This is a genomic window from Emticicia sp. 17c (genome assembly GCF_037153985.1).
Taxonomy (GTDB): domain Bacteria; phylum Bacteroidota; class Bacteroidia; order Cytophagales; family Spirosomataceae; genus Emticicia.
In genome coordinates, this window is record NZ_JBBAYI010000001.1 from 161,839 (window position 1) to 181,201 (window position 19,363).

A 19,363-nucleotide genomic window follows, 5' to 3' on the forward strand; every position below is an offset into this window, starting at 1 on the left:
ATTGTCGACCGATATTTTAATATAACAGTTTTTTGACAACTATCTGGAAAGCTGCATTGCCTAGCCTATGGGTAAATCAAGGTGTAGTTTCATGCCTTCATGCGTAGCTTTGAAGCCTAGCTTTTCATAAAAATGTAAGGCTTCGGGGCGGCTTTTATCAGTAGTTAATTGCACAAGGTGGGCTTTTCTTTGTCTGGCTCTTTCAATAGCCCACTCAAACATTTGGTGACCTATACCGGTACCTCTAACATCTTCTCTGATTCTGACGGCTTCTATTTGCGCTCTTATACCACCCTGATAAGTCAGGTATGGAATAAAACTTAATTGCAACGTGCCTATAATTTCGGTAGCTTCATTTTCGACCACAACCAATTCCTGATTAGGGTCTGTATCGATACGTGCAAATGCCTCGTAATATTTCTGTGGCAGAGGATTCTGATAATCTTCTCTCAGTTTGCCTAACTTGTCGTTGGCAAGCATTTGTATAATAAACGGAACATCATCTTTAGTAGCTTTTCTGAATAGTATTGCCATATTATTGTTAGTGGCAGAAACTTATTTTTTAGATATTTTTGCTTCTGCTGTTTCAATCTGTTTGTCGATTTTCAGGTATAATTTTACGGTATTTTTGTTAAAGTCAATTATTTGGCTTACTCCTATGCCATCGGCTTCGGCCCATGTCAGAAAAACGCTGTTACCTTCCAATTCTTGTTTGTAATATTTATCAGTTTCTTCCTTGCCTAATTCTTCTCCCTCTATACATTTCCAGTGAAGGGTGCTATCGGTTAAGCATTTTACTTCATACTTGGCATCGCCATAATCATAAATATAAGTTTGTCCAACCTCGAATTTACCCGTATTAATAAGTGGTACTTTCTCGCCTTTACCGATACAAGAAGCAAGAGAAAAAAGCAGAAGAAACGAAAATATAAGTTTATACATAAATGTTAGCGGATAAATTTTGAAAATCGTTTAGTTTCAAATCATTTTCTAAAGTAATAAAAAAAGACATATTACCGAAGCTATTTTTTAGGTATAACGGCCGTTGCTTCTATTTCAATCATTACGTCGTCACGATAGAGCTTACTTACTTCTACAAGCGTACTGGCCGGAGGTGCTTGTATATTCACGAAACGGTCTCTTATGTCTCTAACAAGCTGAATTTTACTTACGTCTTTAATGAAGATAGTTATTTTTGCCAGATGATTCATAGTACCGCCAGCTTCTTCGATAATACTTTTTATATTAGCGAATACCTGTTCGGTTTGCTGTGAAAAATTATCTTTTCCGATAAGATTTCCCTGCTTATCGAGCGGAACTTGTCCTGAAATAAGCAGCAATGTTGAATTGCCCAAATCTACTTGTGCCGATTGAGAATAGCCTTTAGGAGTTGCAACCGAGCTTGGGTTGACAAACTTCAGGGCAGAAGAATTTTGCTGTGAGAAGCCATTCAAGGCAAAAAATAGCGACAGGATGGAAAGTAATAATTTCATATCATTTGATTTTGTGTTTAAAGTTAAAACAAATGATTGGTTTTCCAGTCTGCCGTTATAATCAATTATAAATAAGTATAAGTACCATGCGAGTACTGATGTTTAAAACGCTCAAGAGCCTCTTTTGTCAAGCGTTCCCGATGGTCTGGATGAGCAATTTTAATTAGCTCTTTGGCTCTTTCAACCAAGTTTTTTCCATATAAATAGGCTATGCCATATTCGGTAACTACATAATGTACATGCGCTCTTGTTGTAACCACGCCTGCACCTTCTTTTAAATGAGTACATATTTTAGATTCTCCATCTTTAGTACTGGCAGCTAAAGCAATGATGGGTTTGCCACCTTCTGACAGAGCCGCACCCCGCATAAAATCCATTTGTCCACCAACACCTGAATACATGTAATAACCAATGCTATCGGCACAAACTTGCCCTGTTATGTCAATTTCAATAGCACTATTAATAGCAGTTACTTTTGGGTTCTGCCTGATAATGGTGGTATCGTTTACATAATCGACAGGTAGCATATTGATAAGCGGATTATCGTCTACGAAATCATAAAGTTGTTTAGTACCATACAAAAAGGTAGAAACAATTTTACCGGGGTGTTTTTTCTTATACCGACCTGTTATTACTCCTTTTTCGACCAGAGGAATAAGGCCATCTGAGAACATTTCAGTATGAATACCTAAATCTTTGTGGTTACCAAGTGCGGCTAATACAGCATTAGGTATGCTGCCGATACCCATTTGAAGAGTGGCGCCGTCTTCGACTAGCGAAGCTACATGATTACCAATTTTTTGTTCAATTTCAGAAGGATTTCCCCACGAAACCTGCGGTAATGGAGCATCGAACGGAACCAGATAATGAATTTTGCTTACGTGAATCTGGCTATGGCCCAGTGTTCTTGGTACATATTTGTTTACCTGTGCAATAACAATATCGGCCGATTCAAGGGCCGCTAATGTAGCGTCTACTGAAGTCCCTAATGAGCAAAAACCACTTTTATCGGGTGTAGAAACAGAAATTAGAGCCACATTCAGACGGATAATTTTTTGTCGGAATAGCCTCGGTATTTCAGATAAAAACACAGGAATATAACTCCCACGCCCTTCTTCGATGGCTTTTCTTACATTTTTACCAATAAAAAAAGCATTTGTATGGAAAATCCCTTCGTATTCGGGGCGGGTATAAGGTGCATCGCCTTCAGTGTGTAAATGGTATAACTCAACATTTCGGAGTTCTCCAGAACGTTTTACCAGATTTTCAAGTAAATGCAAAGGGGCTGCGGCTACGCTGTGCACATATATTTTATCGCCTGATTTAATAACTTTCAGGGCTTCTTCGGCTGTAACAATTGGCATAACAAAGTACAATAGTAGGTTCTTGTTGGTGCAAAATTCATACTTATCCCTACGAGCGAATATGATATAAATCAGTTTTAAAAATGTTTTATATCGTACAGCCACAAAAAGCTATTCTTTTAACTTGTTTAACGAATAACAGAGTAAATTGTTAAAAAGGTATTTTTCGTCATTAGTTTTTAAATCGCCAGTTCTTAGTTCGTATACATAACCTGCTTTCATGTCGGCTAGTTCGATAGATACTTTTTTACGGTCGGCCGATACCTTAACTGATTTTACAGGGATGTCCTGCACATCGAACTGTTTAGAGCCATAAGCCTGATGATATTCGTAATAATATCTTTTGAACTTATAGTTGCTTATATCCTGTGCTGATTGTTCGTTAAGAGGCAGGGTGAAAGTTAAATCGAATCCTGTCTTGGTAAGATTCATTGCCATTACATCAAGATGCGTTTTCCCCTTCCAGACAATACGTTGGATACCGCGCGAACCCGCCCAGCCGTGGTCGTTTTGCCCAAGCCATAAGCTGCCATCAGGCGCGAAAACGAGGCGATTGTTACCAATACGTGTCTGAGAACCAAAATTCATAGGAATACACGCACCTTGCAAAGCACCGCCCACTTCTTCCATCAGGATGCGCATCATATATTTGTGGTCCATGTCTCCTACAATCATTTGTCCGGCAAAAGGGCCGAATTTCCCGCCTGTATTATCTAAGATAGGCTGCGTAGGCGAATTGGCGAAATATCCGTGAGGAAACTGGATAGATTCTTTTGTGCGCATACTGTCTAGCTTTGAAACGGGCAATTTAATGGGTACTACTCTGGGGAAATCTTCTTTCCAGATTAAACCAGCCGGATGCCCATAAAACTTGCCTTCTTCTACATGAAACAATTTACTGGTTCCGAGCCAGTCGCCCTGATTATCAGACACAAATAACCTGCCCTTTGCATCAAATCCCAGACTATTAGGCGAACGAAACCCAACAGCATAGGGATGTAGTTTGCCATCTTTTGTAAGTTTCATTACCCAGCCGCGGTAAGGTACACAGGAGTACATACGCCCGGGGCGCGACAAAGAATCATATTTGCCTCTGATTTCGTTGCGTATGCCTGCGCCATTAGAGGCCAGATTAAGAGCTATATAAAGATTACCCTGTTTGTCGGCCACAGGCCCAAAGGCAAATTCATGATAATTGCCAGATAACCCGAAATCATCGGTTACAGTCTGGTAGTCGTCGGCCATGCCGTCTCCGTCAGTATCTCTGATGCGGGTTAGTTCGGGGCGTTGCATAACCAGAATCTCGCTGTTACTTACAACCAGTATTCCCAGAGGGTCGTGCAAGCCTTCTGCAAAAAGTTTCCACTTTTTTGTTTTTTGGTTGTAAGTCATTATTTCGCCTCTATGAAAACAAGCAATAAACCTACCATCGGGCATAAACCCGATAGCTCCTGTTTCTGCTATCAATCCTTCGGGTAACGGAATGTTTTCAACGGTATAGTAGTTAGCCGCAGAATCTTTGGGCGTAAAATAGCTAGCTGTGGCTTTTTGTATCAATAACAAACAAATGACAATAATGCTTATCTTTTTCATCTTATTTCTTCATGGTTATGGTGACTCTTTGTGTTCTGGCAGGTATCTTTAATACGCCATCAACGAACTTACCGACCGAACTCTGGTACTGAATACCATCATCGGCTTTAGTAATAAACAAAAGAGGTTTTGTGTTATTCTTAAAAATAAATGTCCGGCTTAACCCTGCATCGTCAGGTAATAGTTTAAGGGTTTCATGTACTTCTATCTCATTAAGAAGATATTTGAAAGTAGGTATCCGTTTAGTGAGGTGATACCCTTTAAAATCGACGGTAGGGATATTCTCTGTTTTTTCGATTCTGAATGGAAAATCGGTTTTGTCACGCCAGTAAATATTACCGACAACTTTTGTGAGTTTACTGCCGTTACCTTTCCATTGTTCGCTGTTATCAACAAAACCACCCGACCATGCGTATCTGAGGTAGCACTTGCCCGCATCAAAACAGTAAGATTCTGTTGGGCTTAAAGCTACCGCAATAGCCGCAGGGCCGCAGTCGGGCATAAAGGTTCTGTAATAGAGCGGATATTGTAAGGGATAAGGATGCGGTGATGGAGCGGCCATGTGATGCCCTTCATGACTAGTTGCTGTGTTTCCCTTCTGTCTTTGAGATTCAGGCACATTCAGGTCTTTGTCAAGTGGTGGCAAAGGCTTAGTGCCTACATACATTGCTCCATACATTACATAGCCATGCCCCGGGTAAGTACATACATACGGGTAAATGCCCTCTTTGTCTACAATAAAAGTAATACTTTCCATGCGGCCTGGTTCAAGAATCTTGGTATGGGCCATTACAAGTGGCGAGTTAGGCACGTAATCCATGCGAGCCCCTTTATCGGCCAGTTTGAGGGCTTCTTCTACAACCTTTAAGCGTGCATTAGGTTGAGTCACTACCAGATTATGAGCCATGTCATCGTGGTTATCTAGCGTGATTGTTACTCTGGTATTGGGCCTGACCATGAAACGGGGGGTATCGAACTGTAAACCGCCTAAAACCTTGATAATGATGGTAGTATCTTGTTGGGCAGTAGCAGGAATATAAATAAAACATACAAACAGCATCAGGCAAAGCAGTTGTCGCCTGATACACAGAACATAATTGAACATAATTAATTGATAGGGTGAATGTGTACTCAAAAATAGGGACTAATCATTATTTTTTTTATATTTACTTATTATAAATTTACTACCCTTACCAAATCTTTATGAAAGTTCGCTACAAAGTCCTTGCGGGTTTATTTCTGCTTTCTATTATTACTTATCTTGATAGGGTCTGCATGAATGTAGTGGGTAAGTACGTAAAACCAGATTTAAATCTCGATAATGAATCTTTCGGTTATATACTAGGAGCTTTTTCACTTTCGTATGCTCTTTTTGAATTACCAACCGGTATTTTAGGCGATAAAATCGGGCCTCGCAAAGTATTAACAAGAGTGGTAGTGTGGTGGTCGGCTTTTACGGCTCTTACTGGTACAGCTTTTAATTTTATTTATTTGCTCGTTGTAAGGTTTTTGTTTGGTATTGGCGAAGCCGGAGCCTTTCCGAATGCTTCTATTGTTATATCAAGGTGGTTTCCTTCGGTCGAAGTGGGTAGGGCGCAATCAGTTATATGGGCTGCGGGCCGTATGGGAGGTGCATTAACTCCTATATTAATTATTCCTCTTGTGCATCAGGCAGGATGGAGAGTTGCATTTTTAGTATTAGGGGTAGTGGGGGTTATCTGGGCAACAGCTTGGTATTTCTTGTTTCGGGATACGCCCGCGCAGATGAAAAACATTAGCCCAGCAGAACTGAATGAAATTGAAAATAATAGAAAAAAAACAGCCTCGAGCCACCACATTGACTGGAAAGTCGTAATAAAGAACCCAAACGTCTGGATTCTGATGTTAATGTGTCATTTGTTTTTTTATGCTTCTTATTTTTTTACTAACTGGTCGTCTATTTATTTTCAGGAAGGCAGGCACATGACCGAGGCACAGGCTAATAAGTTTGTTTCGTTATCATACACCTTAGGGGCCATAGGGTGTTTACTTGGGGGTACTGCCAGTGATTTTCTGGCTAAGAAATACGGTCTGAAAGTTGGTCGGCGGGTAATTGGAGTTGTTGGGTTAGGTAGTTCAAGTCTTTGTTTTTTGTTGTCTGGGCTAATTACAGATAACCAACTGGCTGGTTATTTACTCTCATTGTGTGTATTATTAAAAGACCTAGCACTGCCTGTGGCTTTTGCCGTATGTGTAGACATCGGCAAACAATATTCAGGTACAGTATCGGGGTCTATGAATTTTGCGGGTCAATTAGGGGGCTTTTTTATAACCGTTATTTTCGGAATTATTGTAAAGCATACAGGTAATTTCAATTATCCGTTATTTCTTATAGCCGGATGCCTGATAGTGGCTTCGTTACTCTGGTTTTTAATTGACCCAACAAAAGAACTGGTGGTAAAGAAAGAGAAATAGGGTAGAGGTATCCCGTTTTTTAGCTTTGCCTAAAAGCTAAAAATCACCATACTGTTTTTCTATAATTGTCTGAATCTCAGCAATATCACTTTTACTGGTTAAATCAGGAATGGTTTCTGAGATAGGAATGGCAAATATACTTTGAGGTTCTTCTTTCGTCCATAGCCTGACCGTTACAGGTATTTCCTTTTCGTTACGTATAGGATGTAAAGGCGTTTTTTGTAAAAAAGGCAAAAGGTCCTGAGCAGTAAAAGCAAATATATTCCAGCTAATGCCAATTCGCGGCATGGTCTGAACAATCTCCTGCCATTCGGTATCGGTAGGTTTTTCCAGTAAATCAATTAAAAAACCTTCCTTGTCTGTTTTAATAATGGCACAATTGCGGATTCGCTCTACGGTATATGTTGTAGTGTCCCAGTCGAGCATTGCATTAGGATGTGTATCTTCTGCCAAAATACGGAAAGCCTTGCTTGGGTACAGATTATCGCCATTACAAACAATAAATCTGCTGTTTTGCCATGAAGGAAGCTGTGTGAGTGCCTGCTCGATAGCATCACTTGTGCCTAGTGGTTTTTCTCTATTCTCAGGAATATATTGCCTTACAAAGCTGACAGACAAGCCCCATGTTTTATTATTGGCACTTAAGGCCTCATAATAGGGTTGTGTAACGGTATCTTTCGGATTTAATACCAGCCCTACTTCTTTAATACCAGCCAATGAGGCATTGTAAAGTACATAGTCAAGAAAAGGCCGGCCGTTTTTGCCTAGCCCTATCATACATTTGGGTAGTGTATTGGCTTGTTCTATTAATTTGGGGTCAAGTGAAGTATCGGATTCGAGTGCTTTTTTCATACGGGACGACATCCCGCCAGCTAAAATAAGTAGTTTCATTAGGATATATTACTGTTCAATAATCGGCAATATAATCATAATTGTTGTACCATGCCCAACTTCTGACTCAATTGATATTTTTCCACGGTGTATTTCAATAATTCTTTTGGTAAGTGGCAAACCAATACCATGCCCTGAAATATCATGCGTATTAACCGACCGATAAAAAGGCTCGAAAATATGTTGTAAGTCTTCTTCCGAAATACCTGTGCCATGGTCAATAAAGCGCACTTCTACTTCTTTTTTTCTGGTATGAATTAATACATGGCAAACAGGCTCTAGGCTATATTTGCACGCATTTTCCATTACATTCATGAAAGCCATTTTCAGTAAAGCGGCATTACCTATCACAGTTATATCGTCTGAATCTGGCACTTCGCCAAAGGAGACATTTATTTCGTAGTGTGGTTTTTTCTGCATAAGTTGCCCTCGTGCCAGCCAGAGCAGGTCATCAACGCGCACTTGCCGCAAATCAACCAGATGTGCGTCGGCATTAGCTCGTACTAGTTCCAGCAGTTCATTAACGAGCTTAATCATGTCTTGTACTTCGGCCCTGACCGACTCCAAAGCCTGTTTGTATTCTTCGTTGTCACGGTTTTTCATGAGCGTTACCTCAGCCTGCCCCTGCATAATTGTTAAAGGCGTGCGTAACTCATGGGTAACATACGACACAAAATTTCGTTGCTGGGTGTAGGCAAATTCGAGGCGGTCGAGCAGGTCGTTGAATGTACGGGCCATTTGCCCTACTTCATCCTGAAGGTTAGCTTCTGGTAATCGCTGGTTTGAATCATGGGCTGTAATTTGCTCCATGCGGTCGGCTATCTGGCCAATAGGTTTTACATCGCGTTTTACAAAAAAACGCATCATTAAAATTATGACAATAATGGCAATAAATGTACCCACAATGAGCAGGTCTCGGAGCCTTTCCTGCTTGGCATACCCGAAATCATCAATGGCCGCGGCAGATAAAATTACTTTTTTGTGGGTTTCAGGTATTTCATAAAGAAACAGAATACGGTCAACATCGAGGCTATCAATGACAACTTCTTTCTTTTTGATTACTTTCTTAAGAAGCCCGGAGTTTAACTGTTTTTCGGCCGAAGAAACATAGATAGCTTGTCCGGTGGTATCATAAATACCAGTACCTTCGCCCGTCATTCTGAACTCCGAGTTTGTTTCAATGCGCCTCAGGATTTCTGGTGTAAGTGAGGTGCTATCGGCTAATAAACGTTCGCGGGAGATTGCATTCTGCCTGAGAATTTTAAGGAATTCTTTCTGACGGAAATCAGCGTAAAAATTATAGATAACCAAAGAAAATGCCCCAAATAAAACGGACACAATTAATGAGGCTCTTAAAGGTTGTCGGTCTACAATTTTCATTTCAATACACAGGCTTAATCTTCTTTCAGGATATAACCCATACCTACTACGGTATGAATGAGTTTAGTCATAAAATCTTTGTCAATTTTCTTGCGCAAGAAGTTAATGTAAACATCAATCGTGTTTGTACCTGTGTCGAAATGTATGTCCCAAACTTTTTCAGCGATATCCACGCGTGACACCACTCGGCCTCTGTTGCGCATGAGGTATTCGAGCAAGGCAAATTCGCGAGCAGTTAAATCAATGGTATGCTCACCGCGGCGAGCTACTTTTTCGTTCAGGTCAAGCTCTAGGTCGGCAACTTTTAATACGTTGTGCTGGGGCATCATATCACTTGAGCGGCGTTGCAAAGCACGTAAACGAACCAGTAATTCTCTAAATTCGAATGGTTTTACCAGATAATCGTCTGCGCCTGCACCAAAGCCAATTAATTTGTCGTTAATGCTGCCCATAGCTGTTAACATAAGTATTGGTGTACTTAATTGTTCCTGACGCAATTGTTGAGCAAGGTCAAAACCATTTATTTTAGGTAGATTTACATCAAGAACCAGTACGTCGTATGGATTACTAAGAGCCATATTTCTGCCTATTTGTCCGTCATAAGCAACATCAACGTTACAGGCGTTCTCTTCAAGTCCTTTTTTTACAAACTCTGCTAGTTTTGGCTCATCTTCCACTACTAAAACTCTCATATTATTATTATGCATAGTTATATCGAATTTTAAGTTAATCAATAATTTTTTAAAATAAAATTCCAGAAAAAAAATATCGGAAATTTTAGTAACAAGAATTTTTCGGAACCCCTATTACTATGGTAGCAAAGTTCATGAACTGAGATGAATATAACTTTAATATCACATTAAAAACAGGTTAAAAGCAATAAGCTCCTCTGAACAATGAAAGGCTGTATTTCATGGCAAATAATATCATGGTAAGAAATATTGTTGCCAATAAAATCAAAAAAAAAGCTGGGTCAATCTGCCCAGCCTTTGTCCTATTGAATCCACACAACTTTTATGAAAAAACTATATTACGTTCTTATTATTTGATACAAAATTATGAGAAGGTCTTAAAATTGCTATTAATTGCAGGTTAAAAAGGCATTAAAATACGGAGGTATATATAAAAAAAAAGGACTGGAGTAAGTGACTCCAGCCTTTCCCGCTACTAAATCCACACAACTTTTATCTTTAATATTTTTATTCTTAATATAAATAACGTTTATTTTTTTAAACGTTGCACTGAAATCGCCTCTCTTCACAAATTTATTTCGCAATGATTTCAGTTTCAAATATAAAAACGAAATAGATAACTAAACAAGTATTTTTTTAATTATTTATTTTTGATACAACAAATGTAAAAAAAACTCTGGTAAAAAAACAAGAAAAATTATAATTTTCTTGAAATTTATTCGTTCGCACGCGTCTTGTCTCATTCACAAGAGTAAATTTATTTATTTTTTTTTTCGATACAAAAAAAATAAATAAAAAATATAGATGTATCCTGCTAATATAGCTATTAAACATATATTTTCATCTCTTATTGTCTGGATTTGAGAAAATAATATTTCAGCCAATAATTGTATGGGCAAACGTATAATGGGTCTTGCAGACTCACTTTCCCCTTTGTATTTTATTCGACTTGCTGGGCCGAATGCTTCTTAAATAGCCATCTATAAATATCTTTAAATAATTCAGATTGTAATGCAAGGCCAAAACTATAATAAAAACCGTTGTAATTCCCCTGAATATTTTTTGAAATAAGAGCATATCTATATCCACCCTGCACAGATAATCCTACCCATCGGGTAGCCTTCCATTTTACATATAACCCAGTTTGAACAGGCATAAAGAAATCTTTTCGTTTCCAGATGCGTAAATCTGTAAACAGGTTAGCCCCCTGATTTTTGGTGGCTCCTATGCCTACTTCAAAAGGTACGCTTACACGCCAACGTCTGTTTTCTATAAAGTTTTTCCAGTACATAAGGCTAAAAAAGTATAAATCTGTTTTGGTGTAGTAATCCAGATTTACTCTTTTAGAAGCACTTTTTCTGAGGTCGATTAAACGTAAATAAGAGTTGAAGTTCATCCAGTAGTAGCCCACTGTAATCTGATTCCGTTTTTTGCCAAAAATAATTCCTGAGTTAATACCCCATATATTTACTCGTTTATCTTTTATAAAAGAGCTACGGGCATCCCAGTTGATAGTAAAGTTTGCTTTGGTGTATGAGCTGTCAAGAGGCTTTGTCAGAAGAGAATCAGACAATGAAAGAGTACTTTGTGCCTGTAAGGCAGAAAGATAGCATAAGAATATAATAGAAAAAGCTATAATAACCCGATAGTTACAATAACTATTAATGAAATTAGGTTTCCTAAACATTGGGTATTTATATCTGGCTATAAACACTATCAGGTTTATAGCCAGATAATTTCATTATTGCTTGGCCTTCTTTTTTGCGTCTGCTTTTTTGTCCAGATACGTCTTGTACTGTTCGGGAGTAAGTATTTTTTCCAGTTCTTTATTTTGTTTTTCTTCCAAAGCTGCCATTTTATCTTTGGCATCATTAATTTGTTGAGGAGTAGGACGCGACGAGCCAAAATCTTTTTTAATCAGCTCGTACATATCTCTCCGTTGGTAAGCATAATCTTCATTCAATGAAGAAATCAACACTTCTTGTTCGTCGGTTAATTTTAATTTCTTTACCATCCATTTGGTTTCTTCCTTGGCTATTTCGTCGGGGTCTAGCACTTTTGGTTTATGGGTATCAAAATCACTTCCATAGCCGCCGTATCGGCTCATACCCCCACCATACCCGCGGCCGTATTGCCCCGGATAATATTGTGCATGTGTATATAAGGCAGTAAGGAAGAAAAAACATATTAAGCTAAAAATGGTCTTTAGCCCTTTTTGAATAGTATACATAGGTAAAATGCGTTTTGTTAATACAAAATTAGAATTTTTTAATAAAGTATGAATCAACTCCATAGAAGAATTCATGAAAGACCCATTAAAATAGTAAAACGATTTTTTTTAGCCTATCTGTTTTTTTTCGATAAAATCTTTAAATGCTTTACGATAAGTATCGCTAATGGGTAGCGAGGTTTTAGGAGGAGTGCCTGTTGGGTAAGTAAGTGGCTGAATCTGTACTTTTTCTTTATCGATGGTTTCGATGGCATCGAACGAAACAATATAGGAGTTATGAATACGTATAAATCTGTCGGCAGGCAACTGTGTTTCTAGAGATTTGAGCGTCTGTAAAGGTACAATTCGTTTGGTAGTGGTATAAATAATAATATAATCTTTCAGCCCTTCAACATATATTATATCATCCAGATTAATTTTTACTAGTTTAGTGCGGTCTTTTACAAAAATAAATGATTTCCCTACCGACACATCGGGTACGACTACTTGTTTTACTGCTTGTAAGCGGCCTTTGGCTTTTTCAATTGATTGCAAAAACCTCTCGAACGTGATAGGTTTTAGAATGTAGTCCATTACATCAAGTTCATAGCCTTCAAGGGCGTACTCAGGAAAAGCCGTAGTAAGAATAATAAGTGGTTTTGAAGAGAGTACTTTTAATAAACTTATGCCGGTAAGTTCAGGCATTTGTATGTCAGAAATAAGCACATCAACGCTGTTATTGTGCAGAAAGTCAAGTGCCTCTAATGGATTGGCAAATGACTGTACTAGTGCCAGATAAGGAACCTTCTGTATATATTGCTCCAGTAGGTTACGGGCTAGTGGTTCGTCTTCAACAATTACACACCTGATGAGCATTATAAATTTATCTTTAATTGAATACTGTGTTTATTTTCTTTATGATGAACTTTTAATTCATGCGCTTTGGGGTAACTTAATTCAAGCCGCCGTTTCAGGTTTTTAAGCCCTATGCCCGAACTCTCTCGTGTGTTGCTGTTCATTTTAATAAATGTACTGTTTTCAACTGTATAAATACAGGTTTGCCCTTCAATACTTAGCGTAACCTTTACCCACGAGGCTGGGTCATTGCCGTTTACTCCATGTTTAAAAGCATTTTCCAGAAAAGTAATCAATACCAAAGGTACTATCATTACCTGAGAGGTGTTGCCTTTTACTACAAAATCTATCGGAATTTTATGATTCAGACGAAGTTTTTCAAGACTTATATAGCTTTCTATATACTCTATTTCTTTGTTTAATGGAACTTTATGGTGGTTTGACTCATAAAGCATATAGCGCATCATTTGCGACAACTTGGCAATTACTTCAGTCGTGTTCGGAGAATTAGAAAAAGCCAGCGCATATAAGTTATTTAATGTATTAAATAAGAAGTGAGGGTTTATCTGAGCCTTTAAAAACTGTAATTCAGTAGTTAATTTTTCGTTTTCTACCTCTTTTTTTCTTGCTTCGAGTTCAAACCAATTTTCAATGATTTTGAGCATGCCAACAAAAATCACAATGAAAATGGCACTTATAAAACTTTTAATAAAAAACTTGCTACTGTAAACAATCTCAATTCGGCGGATGTCTCCACTATCAACATAAATCTGTCGCTTAATGTAAATAAGAAAAATATGCAGGAAAATAAAAGGAATAATAAATTCGAGAAGATACTGCCATATATTTTTGTGATTTAAAAAACGGGGAAGAAAATAGAAGTAATTCATGTAACTGGCTGCTGCTATTACTAAAACGTGTGCAAAGGCATCGGCCAGTAAACGCAGATAGCTACTCTGGTCGCCGTTCTGAAAACTAATCTGGTAAAAAAAGAAAGAGAAATAAGCGCACCAGAAGGCCAGATGCACAATTAATACTCTATGACGCTGAACAAATACCTGAATTGACATAAATACCAGAAAATGAAAAACGAAATAACAGGTTATTGTTCAATAAACAAATGTAGGGGCAGGTGATAAGAATTACTTTTATACTCTTCGGAACATTTTACCGATTCTTTGACAGAAAAACTCGACTATTTTATAATAATTATGCTCACTTGTCGAGAAAATATGCCTAATGGTATAATTGATGTTTGAACATATATTATTTGTTAGTTGTTTTGAGGTGAAAATAAGCTTAGATAGATTAAATATTGATTAAAGTACATAAGTAGATGAAACCTATCTGAAGTTTATTGCGTCTTTAAAGAAAAACTCTGACAACATAGATAGTATCAGAGTTTTTAAAGATTCCCGAATCAGAACAAACATCATCTTGTTTTCTCTTGTTAAAATCAGGGATGATAAAGATTTTTTAAATATAAAATTAGGTTAATGAAAAGGCTTGTTGCTTTGCGACAAGCTTCTTTTTTTATAATTTTGGCAGTATGACTCGGTGAAATTTGCTATCAGGAATAAAAGATAGCCATTGCTTGTGATGAACTGCTAAGATAGATTAAAATTTTTAATTTCTGCAAACACTCTCCTAAATAAATAAGTTTTAACGTTAAATCATACTTTTATGAATCAGGAAATTATTAATTTATTTGATGAGTACACACATGTACCGTTGAGTCGGGAAGAGTTCATGAAACGCTTGGCTAAACTTACAGGAAGCACGGCCGCCGCTATTGCAGTTTTACCCTTACTTGAAGTAAACTATGCAAAAGCAGCTACTATTGGCGAAGATGACGATGATTTAGTAATTGAGAGCATCACGTATGAAGGGGATGGAACCACCATGAGGGGTTACCTCACAAAACCTAAAACTATTGCTACAAAACTAGGTTCTGTACTTGTTATCCATGAAAACAGAGGTTTGAACCCACATATTAAGGATATAGCTAGGCGTGTAGCTAAAGCGGGTTATCTGGCTTTGGCAGTAGATGCGCTGTCTCCATTTGGTGGCACACCTGCTAATGAAGATGAAGCAAGGGGCTTATTTGGGAAGCTGGATGCACAAAAAAACCTGAATAATTTTCTGAAAGGTCTCGATTACCTGCGGGCGCGCTCCGAGAGTAATGGTAAAACGGGTTGTGTAGGTTTTTGCTGGGGCGGTGGGCTAGCAAACCAGTTAGCTGTAAATGCGCCACAGCTTAATGCTGCCGTGGCTTATTATGGCCGTCAGGCCGATACGCAGGATGTACCTAAAATAAAAGCCGCCCTTCAGTTGCACTATGGTGGTTTAGATGAAAGAGTAAATGCTGGGATTCCGGCTTATGAAGCAGCCCTGAAAGATGCCGGTAAAAAATATGAATTATATGTATATGACGGGGCCAACCACGCCTTTAATAACGATACTGCTCCGACAAGATATAACCCTGAAGCTGCAAAGTTAGCTTGGGAGCGTACGCTAAGGCTTTTTAAAGAAACACTAGTTTAGTTTTATCAGGGTATTTTCAAAGAAGATTCTCTAATTAATAATTCAGGGGGAAGTATAATTTTCTCATATTTTGCTTCTCCCTCTTTTTCAATATTTTGTGAGTTCAGGAAAAGCTGTGCTGCTTCCCGCCCAATCTCAAAGCTAGGTTGTGAAATGGTGGTAAGAGACGGGGTAATGTATGCCGAAGAAGGGTCATTATCAAAACCTACTACGGCAATATCGCCGGGTACACTCAAACCTTCTGACCTGATAACAGAGATAGCACCAATAGCTGCGCGGTCATTTACGGCAAAAATCCCATCGGGGCGGTTTGAGCTATCAAGCAATGCTTTTGTCGGAAAAATAGCTCTGTCTGATAAAAAACCTGCCGTATGAATCAGGTCTTCATCAATAACCATATTGTTGTTTTTAAGGGCATCAAGATAACCTTCCAGACGTTTTTCAGAAACAGAGGTGCCATTTGGGCCTTTCAGGTGAGCAATTCGTTTACAGCCCATCTTGATTAAATGCTCAACCGCTATGTAAGCTCCCTGATAATCGTCTACCACAACTCTGCTCGACTTAAAACCTTCGTAGTCACGGTCAATAAAAATAAGGCTTTTATTGGCATTGATAATGCTATCAAAATGCCCGTAAAATCCTAAGTTATAGGTTTCCTGACTAACCGATAAGAAAATAGCATCTACACGGCTAGCTAAAAGTTGTTCTACATTTTGCGCTTCAATAGTATGGCTCTCCTGCGAAATACAGATGCTGATGGTGTAGCCCAGAGGTTGTAGTACAGATTGTAGGCCTTCTATTACGGATGCTTCGAGAAAGCTATATTTGAGCGAAGGAACAATAACTCCTAAAGAATAAGTTTTTTTATTCAGCAGGCTCAACGAAACCTGATTTCGTTGATAATTCATTTTTTTTGCGTATTCCTGAATGGTTTTGCGCGTATCAATATTGATAGCGTCATGGTCATTCAAAGCCCTCGACACTGTCGAGGGCGAACACTTGAATTTTTTAGCTATGTCTTTGATGGTAATTTGAGAAGTTCCACTCATATACCTAAGTTCTTTTTTATATAATTTCGTGCTATTAAAGCATATTCTAAAGGATTTGCCTTGGCAGGGTCTTGCTCTGCTTCAACAATAGCCCAGCCTTTATAATTATGTTCTTGCAAAATTGAAAATAATGCGGGGAAGTTAATACACCCCTCTATATCTCCCGGAACTGTAAAAACACCATTTTTGACTGCTGTCAGAAAACTCCATTGTTCGTCGTGTACTTGTTTTAAAACTTTGGGGCGTATGTCTTTCAAATGTACATGCCCTACACGACTGATATATTTTTTTAAGGCCAAAACAGGGTCTTCACCTGCAAAATGGAAGTGACCGCAATCGTAGTTCAGAAAAACATAGTCTGGATGAGTGTTTTCTAAAAACTTGTCGGTTTCTTCTATTGTTTGCACAATTGTACCCATGTGATGATGGAACGATAACTTAAAACCTCTGTCAGAAGCTATTTTGCCTAGTTCTGTCATGTTTTCGCCATATTTTTTCCAGTCTGCGGCCGAATTCAACATGCCTTTGCCTTCAAAAACAGGTACATTTTTACCTTGACAGCTATTGCCCGTTTCTCCTCCGCCAACAATCGTACAACCCATTGCACCTAAAAAGTCGAGCAATTTATTAAATTCTACGATATTTTCCTGCAAAGATTTTGTTGTAAGTTCATAGCTAAACCATTGGTTCGCAATTTGAATGTTTCGCAAGTTAAGAGCTTTCTTTAAAACTTCTGTGTCGCGCGGGTATTTATTACCAACTTCGCAACCTTCAAAGCCAGCTAAAGCCATTTCGCTGATACATTGCTCAAAGGTGTTTTCGGCCCCTAATTCAGGTAGATCGTCGTTAGTCCAGTTAATGGGGGCAACTCCTAGTTTTATATTTTTAGTGCTCATGCTTGTTATTTTACAGATATGCAGACGGATGTGCCGTGTTGGGGTTAAAATAATTATAGATAAATTTTTTGTGTCTTTTTATTGGTTTTGTAAGTCTCAAAGGCTTTTTGCACCGACTCTGACTCTGAAACCTCAGCAATTGGTACTTCCCACCATGCGTTATATCCTTTAACAGTTCTATATAAACTGGTTTCGATATAAATAACTGTGAGTCTGTCTTGTTTTTTTGCTTCTGCAAGGGCTTTTTCCAGAGAAGGTCTGTCAGTAGCTTTAATTACCACGGCTCCTAAACTTTCAGCATTTTTAGCTAAATCTACCGGAAGGAAATCGCCTGATAGTTGCCCTGATTCTTCATTGCGGTATACGTATCGTGTTCCAAAACGTTCGCCGCCAATACTTTCAGACAGCCCACCAATACTGGCAAAGCCATTGTTGTTTAATAGTAAAACGGTAAATCGGTATCCTTCCTGAATGGCTGTGATAATCTCATGGTTGTTCATGAGGTAGCCACCGTCGCCGCAAAGCACATATACTTCGCGAGAAGTATCGGCCATTTTTGCTCCCAAACCTGCTGCAATTTCGTAGCCCATTGTCGAGAAGCCATATTCCAGATGGAAATTTTTAGGGTCAGTTGCACGCCAGAGTTTATGTAAGTCGCCTGGGGCCGAGCCAGAGGCGTTAATCATGATGTCACGGTCTTCCATAAAGCTGTTAAGTGTACCAATAACCACAGCTTGGTCAATAGGAGGAGTATGGCCGTTTCCTTCGGCATAAATCTGCGTAACTTCATTGTCCCAGTCTTTGTTCATTTGCTGAGTACGTTCTCTATATGCCGCGTCTACTTCAAAACCTTCGAGCAGGGCTAATAATTCTTCAAGAGTGGCTTTGGCATCAGCCACTAAAGGGAGGGCAGCGTGTTTAAAGGCATCAAAGTCTGAAATATTGATATTGATGAATTTTACGTCGGGATTCTGGAAAATAGATTTGGATGCCGTTGTGAAATCGCTGTAACGGGTACCTATGCCTATGACAACATCTGCTTCGTTGGCAATCTCGATGGCGTATCGGGTTCCGGTAGCTCCTAAACCTCCAAGCGCATAAGGCGCATCGTACCGCACTGCTCCTTTGCCTGCAAAAGTTTCTCCAACAGGAATTCCTGTTTGGCTGGCAAACTTATGTAGTATATCATTGGCATCGCTATAAGTAGCTCCACCTCCCGCAACAATTACAGGGGCCTTAGAAGAGCGGATGAGTTCGGCCGCTTTTTTCAGGGTTGTTAAATCAGGGCGTGGGCGAGCTATATGCCATACTCTTTTTTGAAACAGAGCTTCGGGGTAATCATACGCATGAGTCTGAATATCTTGTGGCATTGAAAGCGTAACTGCGCCCATCTCTGCCTGAGAAGTAAGCACACGCATGACTTCAGGTAATGAGTAAATTAATTGTTCAGGGCGACTGATGCGGTCCCAGTATTTTGACACAGGCTTAAAGCAATCATTGACAGAGATATCCTGAGTTACATTGCTCTCCAGTTGTTGTAATACCGGATTGGGTTCACGGGTGGCAAAAATATCGCCGGGTAAAAGTAAAACCGGTAAGCGGTTAATGGTAGCTAAAGCCGCGCCAGTAAGCATATTTGTAGCACCCGGCCCGATAGAACTTGTACATACCATTGCCCCCAGACGGTTTTTTACTTTGGCATAAGCTACGGCCGTATGCACCATTGATTGCTCATTACGGCACTGATAATACCTGAAATCAGGATTTTGTTGTAAGGCTTGCCCCAGACCAGCTACATTTCCGTGGCCAAAAATACCAAAACAACCACCAAAATAAGGTTGCTCAATGCCATCACGTTCGATGTACTGATTTTTTAAAAATTTTATAGTTGCCTGTGCAACAGTGAGTCTTATCGTTTTCGACATGTTTAAGGAGGGATTGAA

General features: G+C 39.0%; 18 protein-coding genes. 2 read left to right on the forward strand and 16 right to left on the reverse strand.

Annotated features, from left to right (window positions below):
* Positions 1-60 precede the first annotated feature (60 nt).
* From WAA15_RS00685 to WAA15_RS00710, 6 genes are all read right to left on the reverse strand, one after another.
* Positions 61-534 (reverse strand): GNAT family N-acetyltransferase, encoded by a 474-nt coding sequence (locus WAA15_RS00685; RefSeq protein ID WP_337040413.1) that lies wholly within the window; start codon positions 532-534, stop codon positions 61-63.
* Between the two features lie 21 nt (positions 535-555).
* Positions 556-942 carry a MoaF-related domain-containing protein gene (locus tag WAA15_RS00690; RefSeq protein WP_337040414.1) on the reverse strand — a complete coding sequence of 129 codons (387 nt, stop codon included), beginning with the start codon at positions 940-942 and terminating at the stop codon, positions 556-558.
* A gap of 80 nt (positions 943-1,022) precedes the next feature.
* The gene (locus WAA15_RS00695; RefSeq protein WP_337040415.1) at positions 1,023-1,493 is read right to left on the reverse strand and encodes a RidA family protein; all 471 of its coding nucleotides are present in this window, start codon (positions 1,491-1,493) and stop codon (positions 1,023-1,025) included.
* Positions 1,494-1,558: 65 nt separating this feature from the next.
* On the reverse strand, positions 1,559-2,857 hold the full coding sequence (locus WAA15_RS00700; RefSeq protein ID WP_337040416.1) for an acetyl-CoA hydrolase/transferase family protein: 1,299 nt from the start codon (positions 2,855-2,857) through the stop codon (positions 1,559-1,561).
* Positions 2,858-2,968: 111 nt separating this feature from the next.
* Complete coding sequence (locus tag WAA15_RS00705) at positions 2,969-4,450, reverse strand: DUF7133 domain-containing protein (protein WP_337040417.1); 1,482 nt, start codon at positions 4,448-4,450, stop codon at positions 2,969-2,971.
* Position 4,451: 1 nt separating this feature from the next.
* Complete coding sequence (locus tag WAA15_RS00710) at positions 4,452-5,555, reverse strand: plastocyanin/azurin family copper-binding protein (protein ID WP_337040418.1); 1,104 nt, start codon at positions 5,553-5,555, stop codon at positions 4,452-4,454.
* 98 nt (positions 5,556-5,653) lie between these two features.
* Here WAA15_RS00710 and WAA15_RS00715 point away from each other — a divergent pair, with 98 nt between their 5' ends.
* Positions 5,654-6,904, forward strand: coding sequence for an MFS transporter (locus WAA15_RS00715; RefSeq protein WP_337040419.1), 1,251 nt, complete (start codon positions 5,654-5,656; stop codon positions 6,902-6,904).
* 36 nt (positions 6,905-6,940) lie between these two features.
* Here the strand turns inward: WAA15_RS00715 and WAA15_RS00720 are convergent, their stop codons facing one another.
* The 7 genes from WAA15_RS00720 to WAA15_RS00750 all read right to left on the reverse strand — a co-directional run bounded on the left by WAA15_RS00720 (position 6,941) and on the right by WAA15_RS00750 (position 14,001).
* Entirely contained in the window at positions 6,941-7,795 is an 855-nt protein-coding gene (locus WAA15_RS00720; protein ID WP_337040421.1) for a sugar phosphate nucleotidyltransferase, read from the reverse strand.
* A gap of 9 nt (positions 7,796-7,804) precedes the next feature.
* Complete coding sequence (locus WAA15_RS00725) at positions 7,805-9,175, reverse strand: sensor histidine kinase (RefSeq protein ID WP_337040422.1); 1,371 nt, start codon at positions 9,173-9,175, stop codon at positions 7,805-7,807.
* A gap of 14 nt (positions 9,176-9,189) precedes the next feature.
* On the reverse strand, positions 9,190-9,867 hold the full coding sequence (locus WAA15_RS00730; protein ID WP_337040423.1) for a response regulator transcription factor: 678 nt from the start codon (positions 9,865-9,867) through the stop codon (positions 9,190-9,192).
* Between the two features lie 940 nt (positions 9,868-10,807).
* Positions 10,808-11,440 carry a hypothetical protein gene (locus WAA15_RS00735; RefSeq protein ID WP_337040425.1) on the reverse strand — a complete coding sequence of 211 codons (633 nt, stop codon included), beginning with the start codon at positions 11,438-11,440 and terminating at the stop codon, positions 10,808-10,810.
* 168 nt (positions 11,441-11,608) lie between these two features.
* A complete protein-coding gene (locus WAA15_RS00740) occupies positions 11,609-12,097 on the reverse strand; it encodes a hypothetical protein (RefSeq protein ID WP_337040426.1) in 489 nt (162 codons plus the stop codon).
* 108 nt (positions 12,098-12,205) lie between these two features.
* On the reverse strand, positions 12,206-12,952 hold the full coding sequence (locus tag WAA15_RS00745; RefSeq protein WP_337040428.1) for a LytR/AlgR family response regulator transcription factor: 747 nt from the start codon (positions 12,950-12,952) through the stop codon (positions 12,206-12,208).
* Positions 12,952-14,001, reverse strand: coding sequence for a sensor histidine kinase (locus WAA15_RS00750; RefSeq protein ID WP_337040429.1), 1,050 nt, complete (start codon positions 13,999-14,001; stop codon positions 12,952-12,954). Before WAA15_RS00750 ends, WAA15_RS00745 begins: the two co-directional genes overlap by 1 nt.
* 613 nt (positions 14,002-14,614) lie before the next feature.
* Between WAA15_RS00750 and WAA15_RS00755 the strand changes: the two genes are divergently transcribed.
* Complete coding sequence (locus tag WAA15_RS00755; RefSeq protein WP_337040430.1) at positions 14,615-15,475, forward strand: dienelactone hydrolase family protein; 861 nt, start codon at positions 14,615-14,617, stop codon at positions 15,473-15,475.
* A 5-nt stretch (positions 15,476-15,480) separates the two neighbouring features.
* Here the strand turns inward: WAA15_RS00755 and WAA15_RS00760 are convergent, their stop codons facing one another.
* Genes WAA15_RS00760 through iolD form a run of 3 tightly spaced genes read right to left on the reverse strand, consistent with a single transcriptional unit; the run spans position 15,481 to position 19,345 of the window.
* On the reverse strand, positions 15,481-16,524 hold the full coding sequence (locus WAA15_RS00760) for a LacI family DNA-binding transcriptional regulator (RefSeq protein WP_337040431.1): 1,044 nt from the start codon (positions 16,522-16,524) through the stop codon (positions 15,481-15,483).
* Positions 16,521-17,420 carry a myo-inosose-2 dehydratase gene (gene iolE, locus WAA15_RS00765; RefSeq protein WP_337040432.1) on the reverse strand — a complete coding sequence of 300 codons (900 nt, stop codon included), beginning with the start codon at positions 17,418-17,420 and terminating at the stop codon, positions 16,521-16,523. Before iolE ends, WAA15_RS00760 begins: the two co-directional genes overlap by 4 nt.
* Positions 17,421-17,473: 53 nt before the next feature.
* A complete protein-coding gene (iolD, locus tag WAA15_RS00770; RefSeq protein WP_337040433.1) occupies positions 17,474-19,345 on the reverse strand; it encodes a 3D-(3,5/4)-trihydroxycyclohexane-1,2-dione acylhydrolase (decyclizing) in 1,872 nt (623 codons plus the stop codon).
* Between the last annotated feature and the right edge of the window lie 18 nt (positions 19,346-19,363).

Coding starts and splice junctions, on each gene's coding strand:
- WAA15_RS00685 (WP_337040413.1), bottom strand. CDS start 534: ATGGCAATACTATTCAGAAAAGCTACTAAAGATGATGTTCCGTTTATT.
- WAA15_RS00690 (WP_337040414.1), bottom strand. CDS start 942: ATGTATAAACTTATATTTTCGTTTCTTCTGCTTTTTTCTCTTGCTTCT.
- WAA15_RS00695 (WP_337040415.1), bottom strand. CDS start 1,493: ATGAAATTATTACTTTCCATCCTGTCGCTATTTTTTGCCTTGAATGGC.
- WAA15_RS00700 (WP_337040416.1), bottom strand. CDS start 2,857: ATGCCAATTGTTACAGCCGAAGAAGCCCTGAAAGTTATTAAATCAGGC.
- WAA15_RS00705 (WP_337040417.1), bottom strand. CDS start 4,450: ATGAAAAAGATAAGCATTATTGTCATTTGTTTGTTATTGATACAAAAA.
- WAA15_RS00710 (WP_337040418.1), bottom strand. CDS start 5,555: ATGTTCAATTATGTTCTGTGTATCAGGCGACAACTGCTTTGCCTGATG.
- WAA15_RS00715 (WP_337040419.1), top strand. CDS start 5,654: ATGAAAGTTCGCTACAAAGTCCTTGCGGGTTTATTTCTGCTTTCTATT.
- WAA15_RS00720 (WP_337040421.1), bottom strand. CDS start 7,795: ATGAAACTACTTATTTTAGCTGGCGGGATGTCGTCCCGTATGAAAAAA.
- WAA15_RS00725 (WP_337040422.1), bottom strand. CDS start 9,175: ATGAAAATTGTAGACCGACAACCTTTAAGAGCCTCATTAATTGTGTCC.
- WAA15_RS00730 (WP_337040423.1), bottom strand. CDS start 9,867: ATGAGAGTTTTAGTAGTGGAAGATGAGCCAAAACTAGCAGAGTTTGTA.
- WAA15_RS00740 (WP_337040426.1), bottom strand. CDS start 12,097: ATGTATACTATTCAAAAAGGGCTAAAGACCATTTTTAGCTTAATATGT.
- WAA15_RS00745 (WP_337040428.1), bottom strand. CDS start 12,952: ATGCTCATCAGGTGTGTAATTGTTGAAGACGAACCACTAGCCCGTAAC.
- WAA15_RS00750 (WP_337040429.1), bottom strand. CDS start 14,001: ATGTCAATTCAGGTATTTGTTCAGCGTCATAGAGTATTAATTGTGCAT.
- WAA15_RS00755 (WP_337040430.1), top strand. CDS start 14,615: ATGAATCAGGAAATTATTAATTTATTTGATGAGTACACACATGTACCG.
- WAA15_RS00760 (WP_337040431.1), bottom strand. CDS start 16,524: ATGAGTGGAACTTCTCAAATTACCATCAAAGACATAGCTAAAAAATTC.
- iolE (WP_337040432.1), bottom strand. CDS start 17,420: ATGAGCACTAAAAATATAAAACTAGGAGTTGCCCCCATTAACTGGACT.
- iolD (WP_337040433.1), bottom strand. CDS start 19,345: ATGTCGAAAACGATAAGACTCACTGTTGCACAGGCAACTATAAAATTT.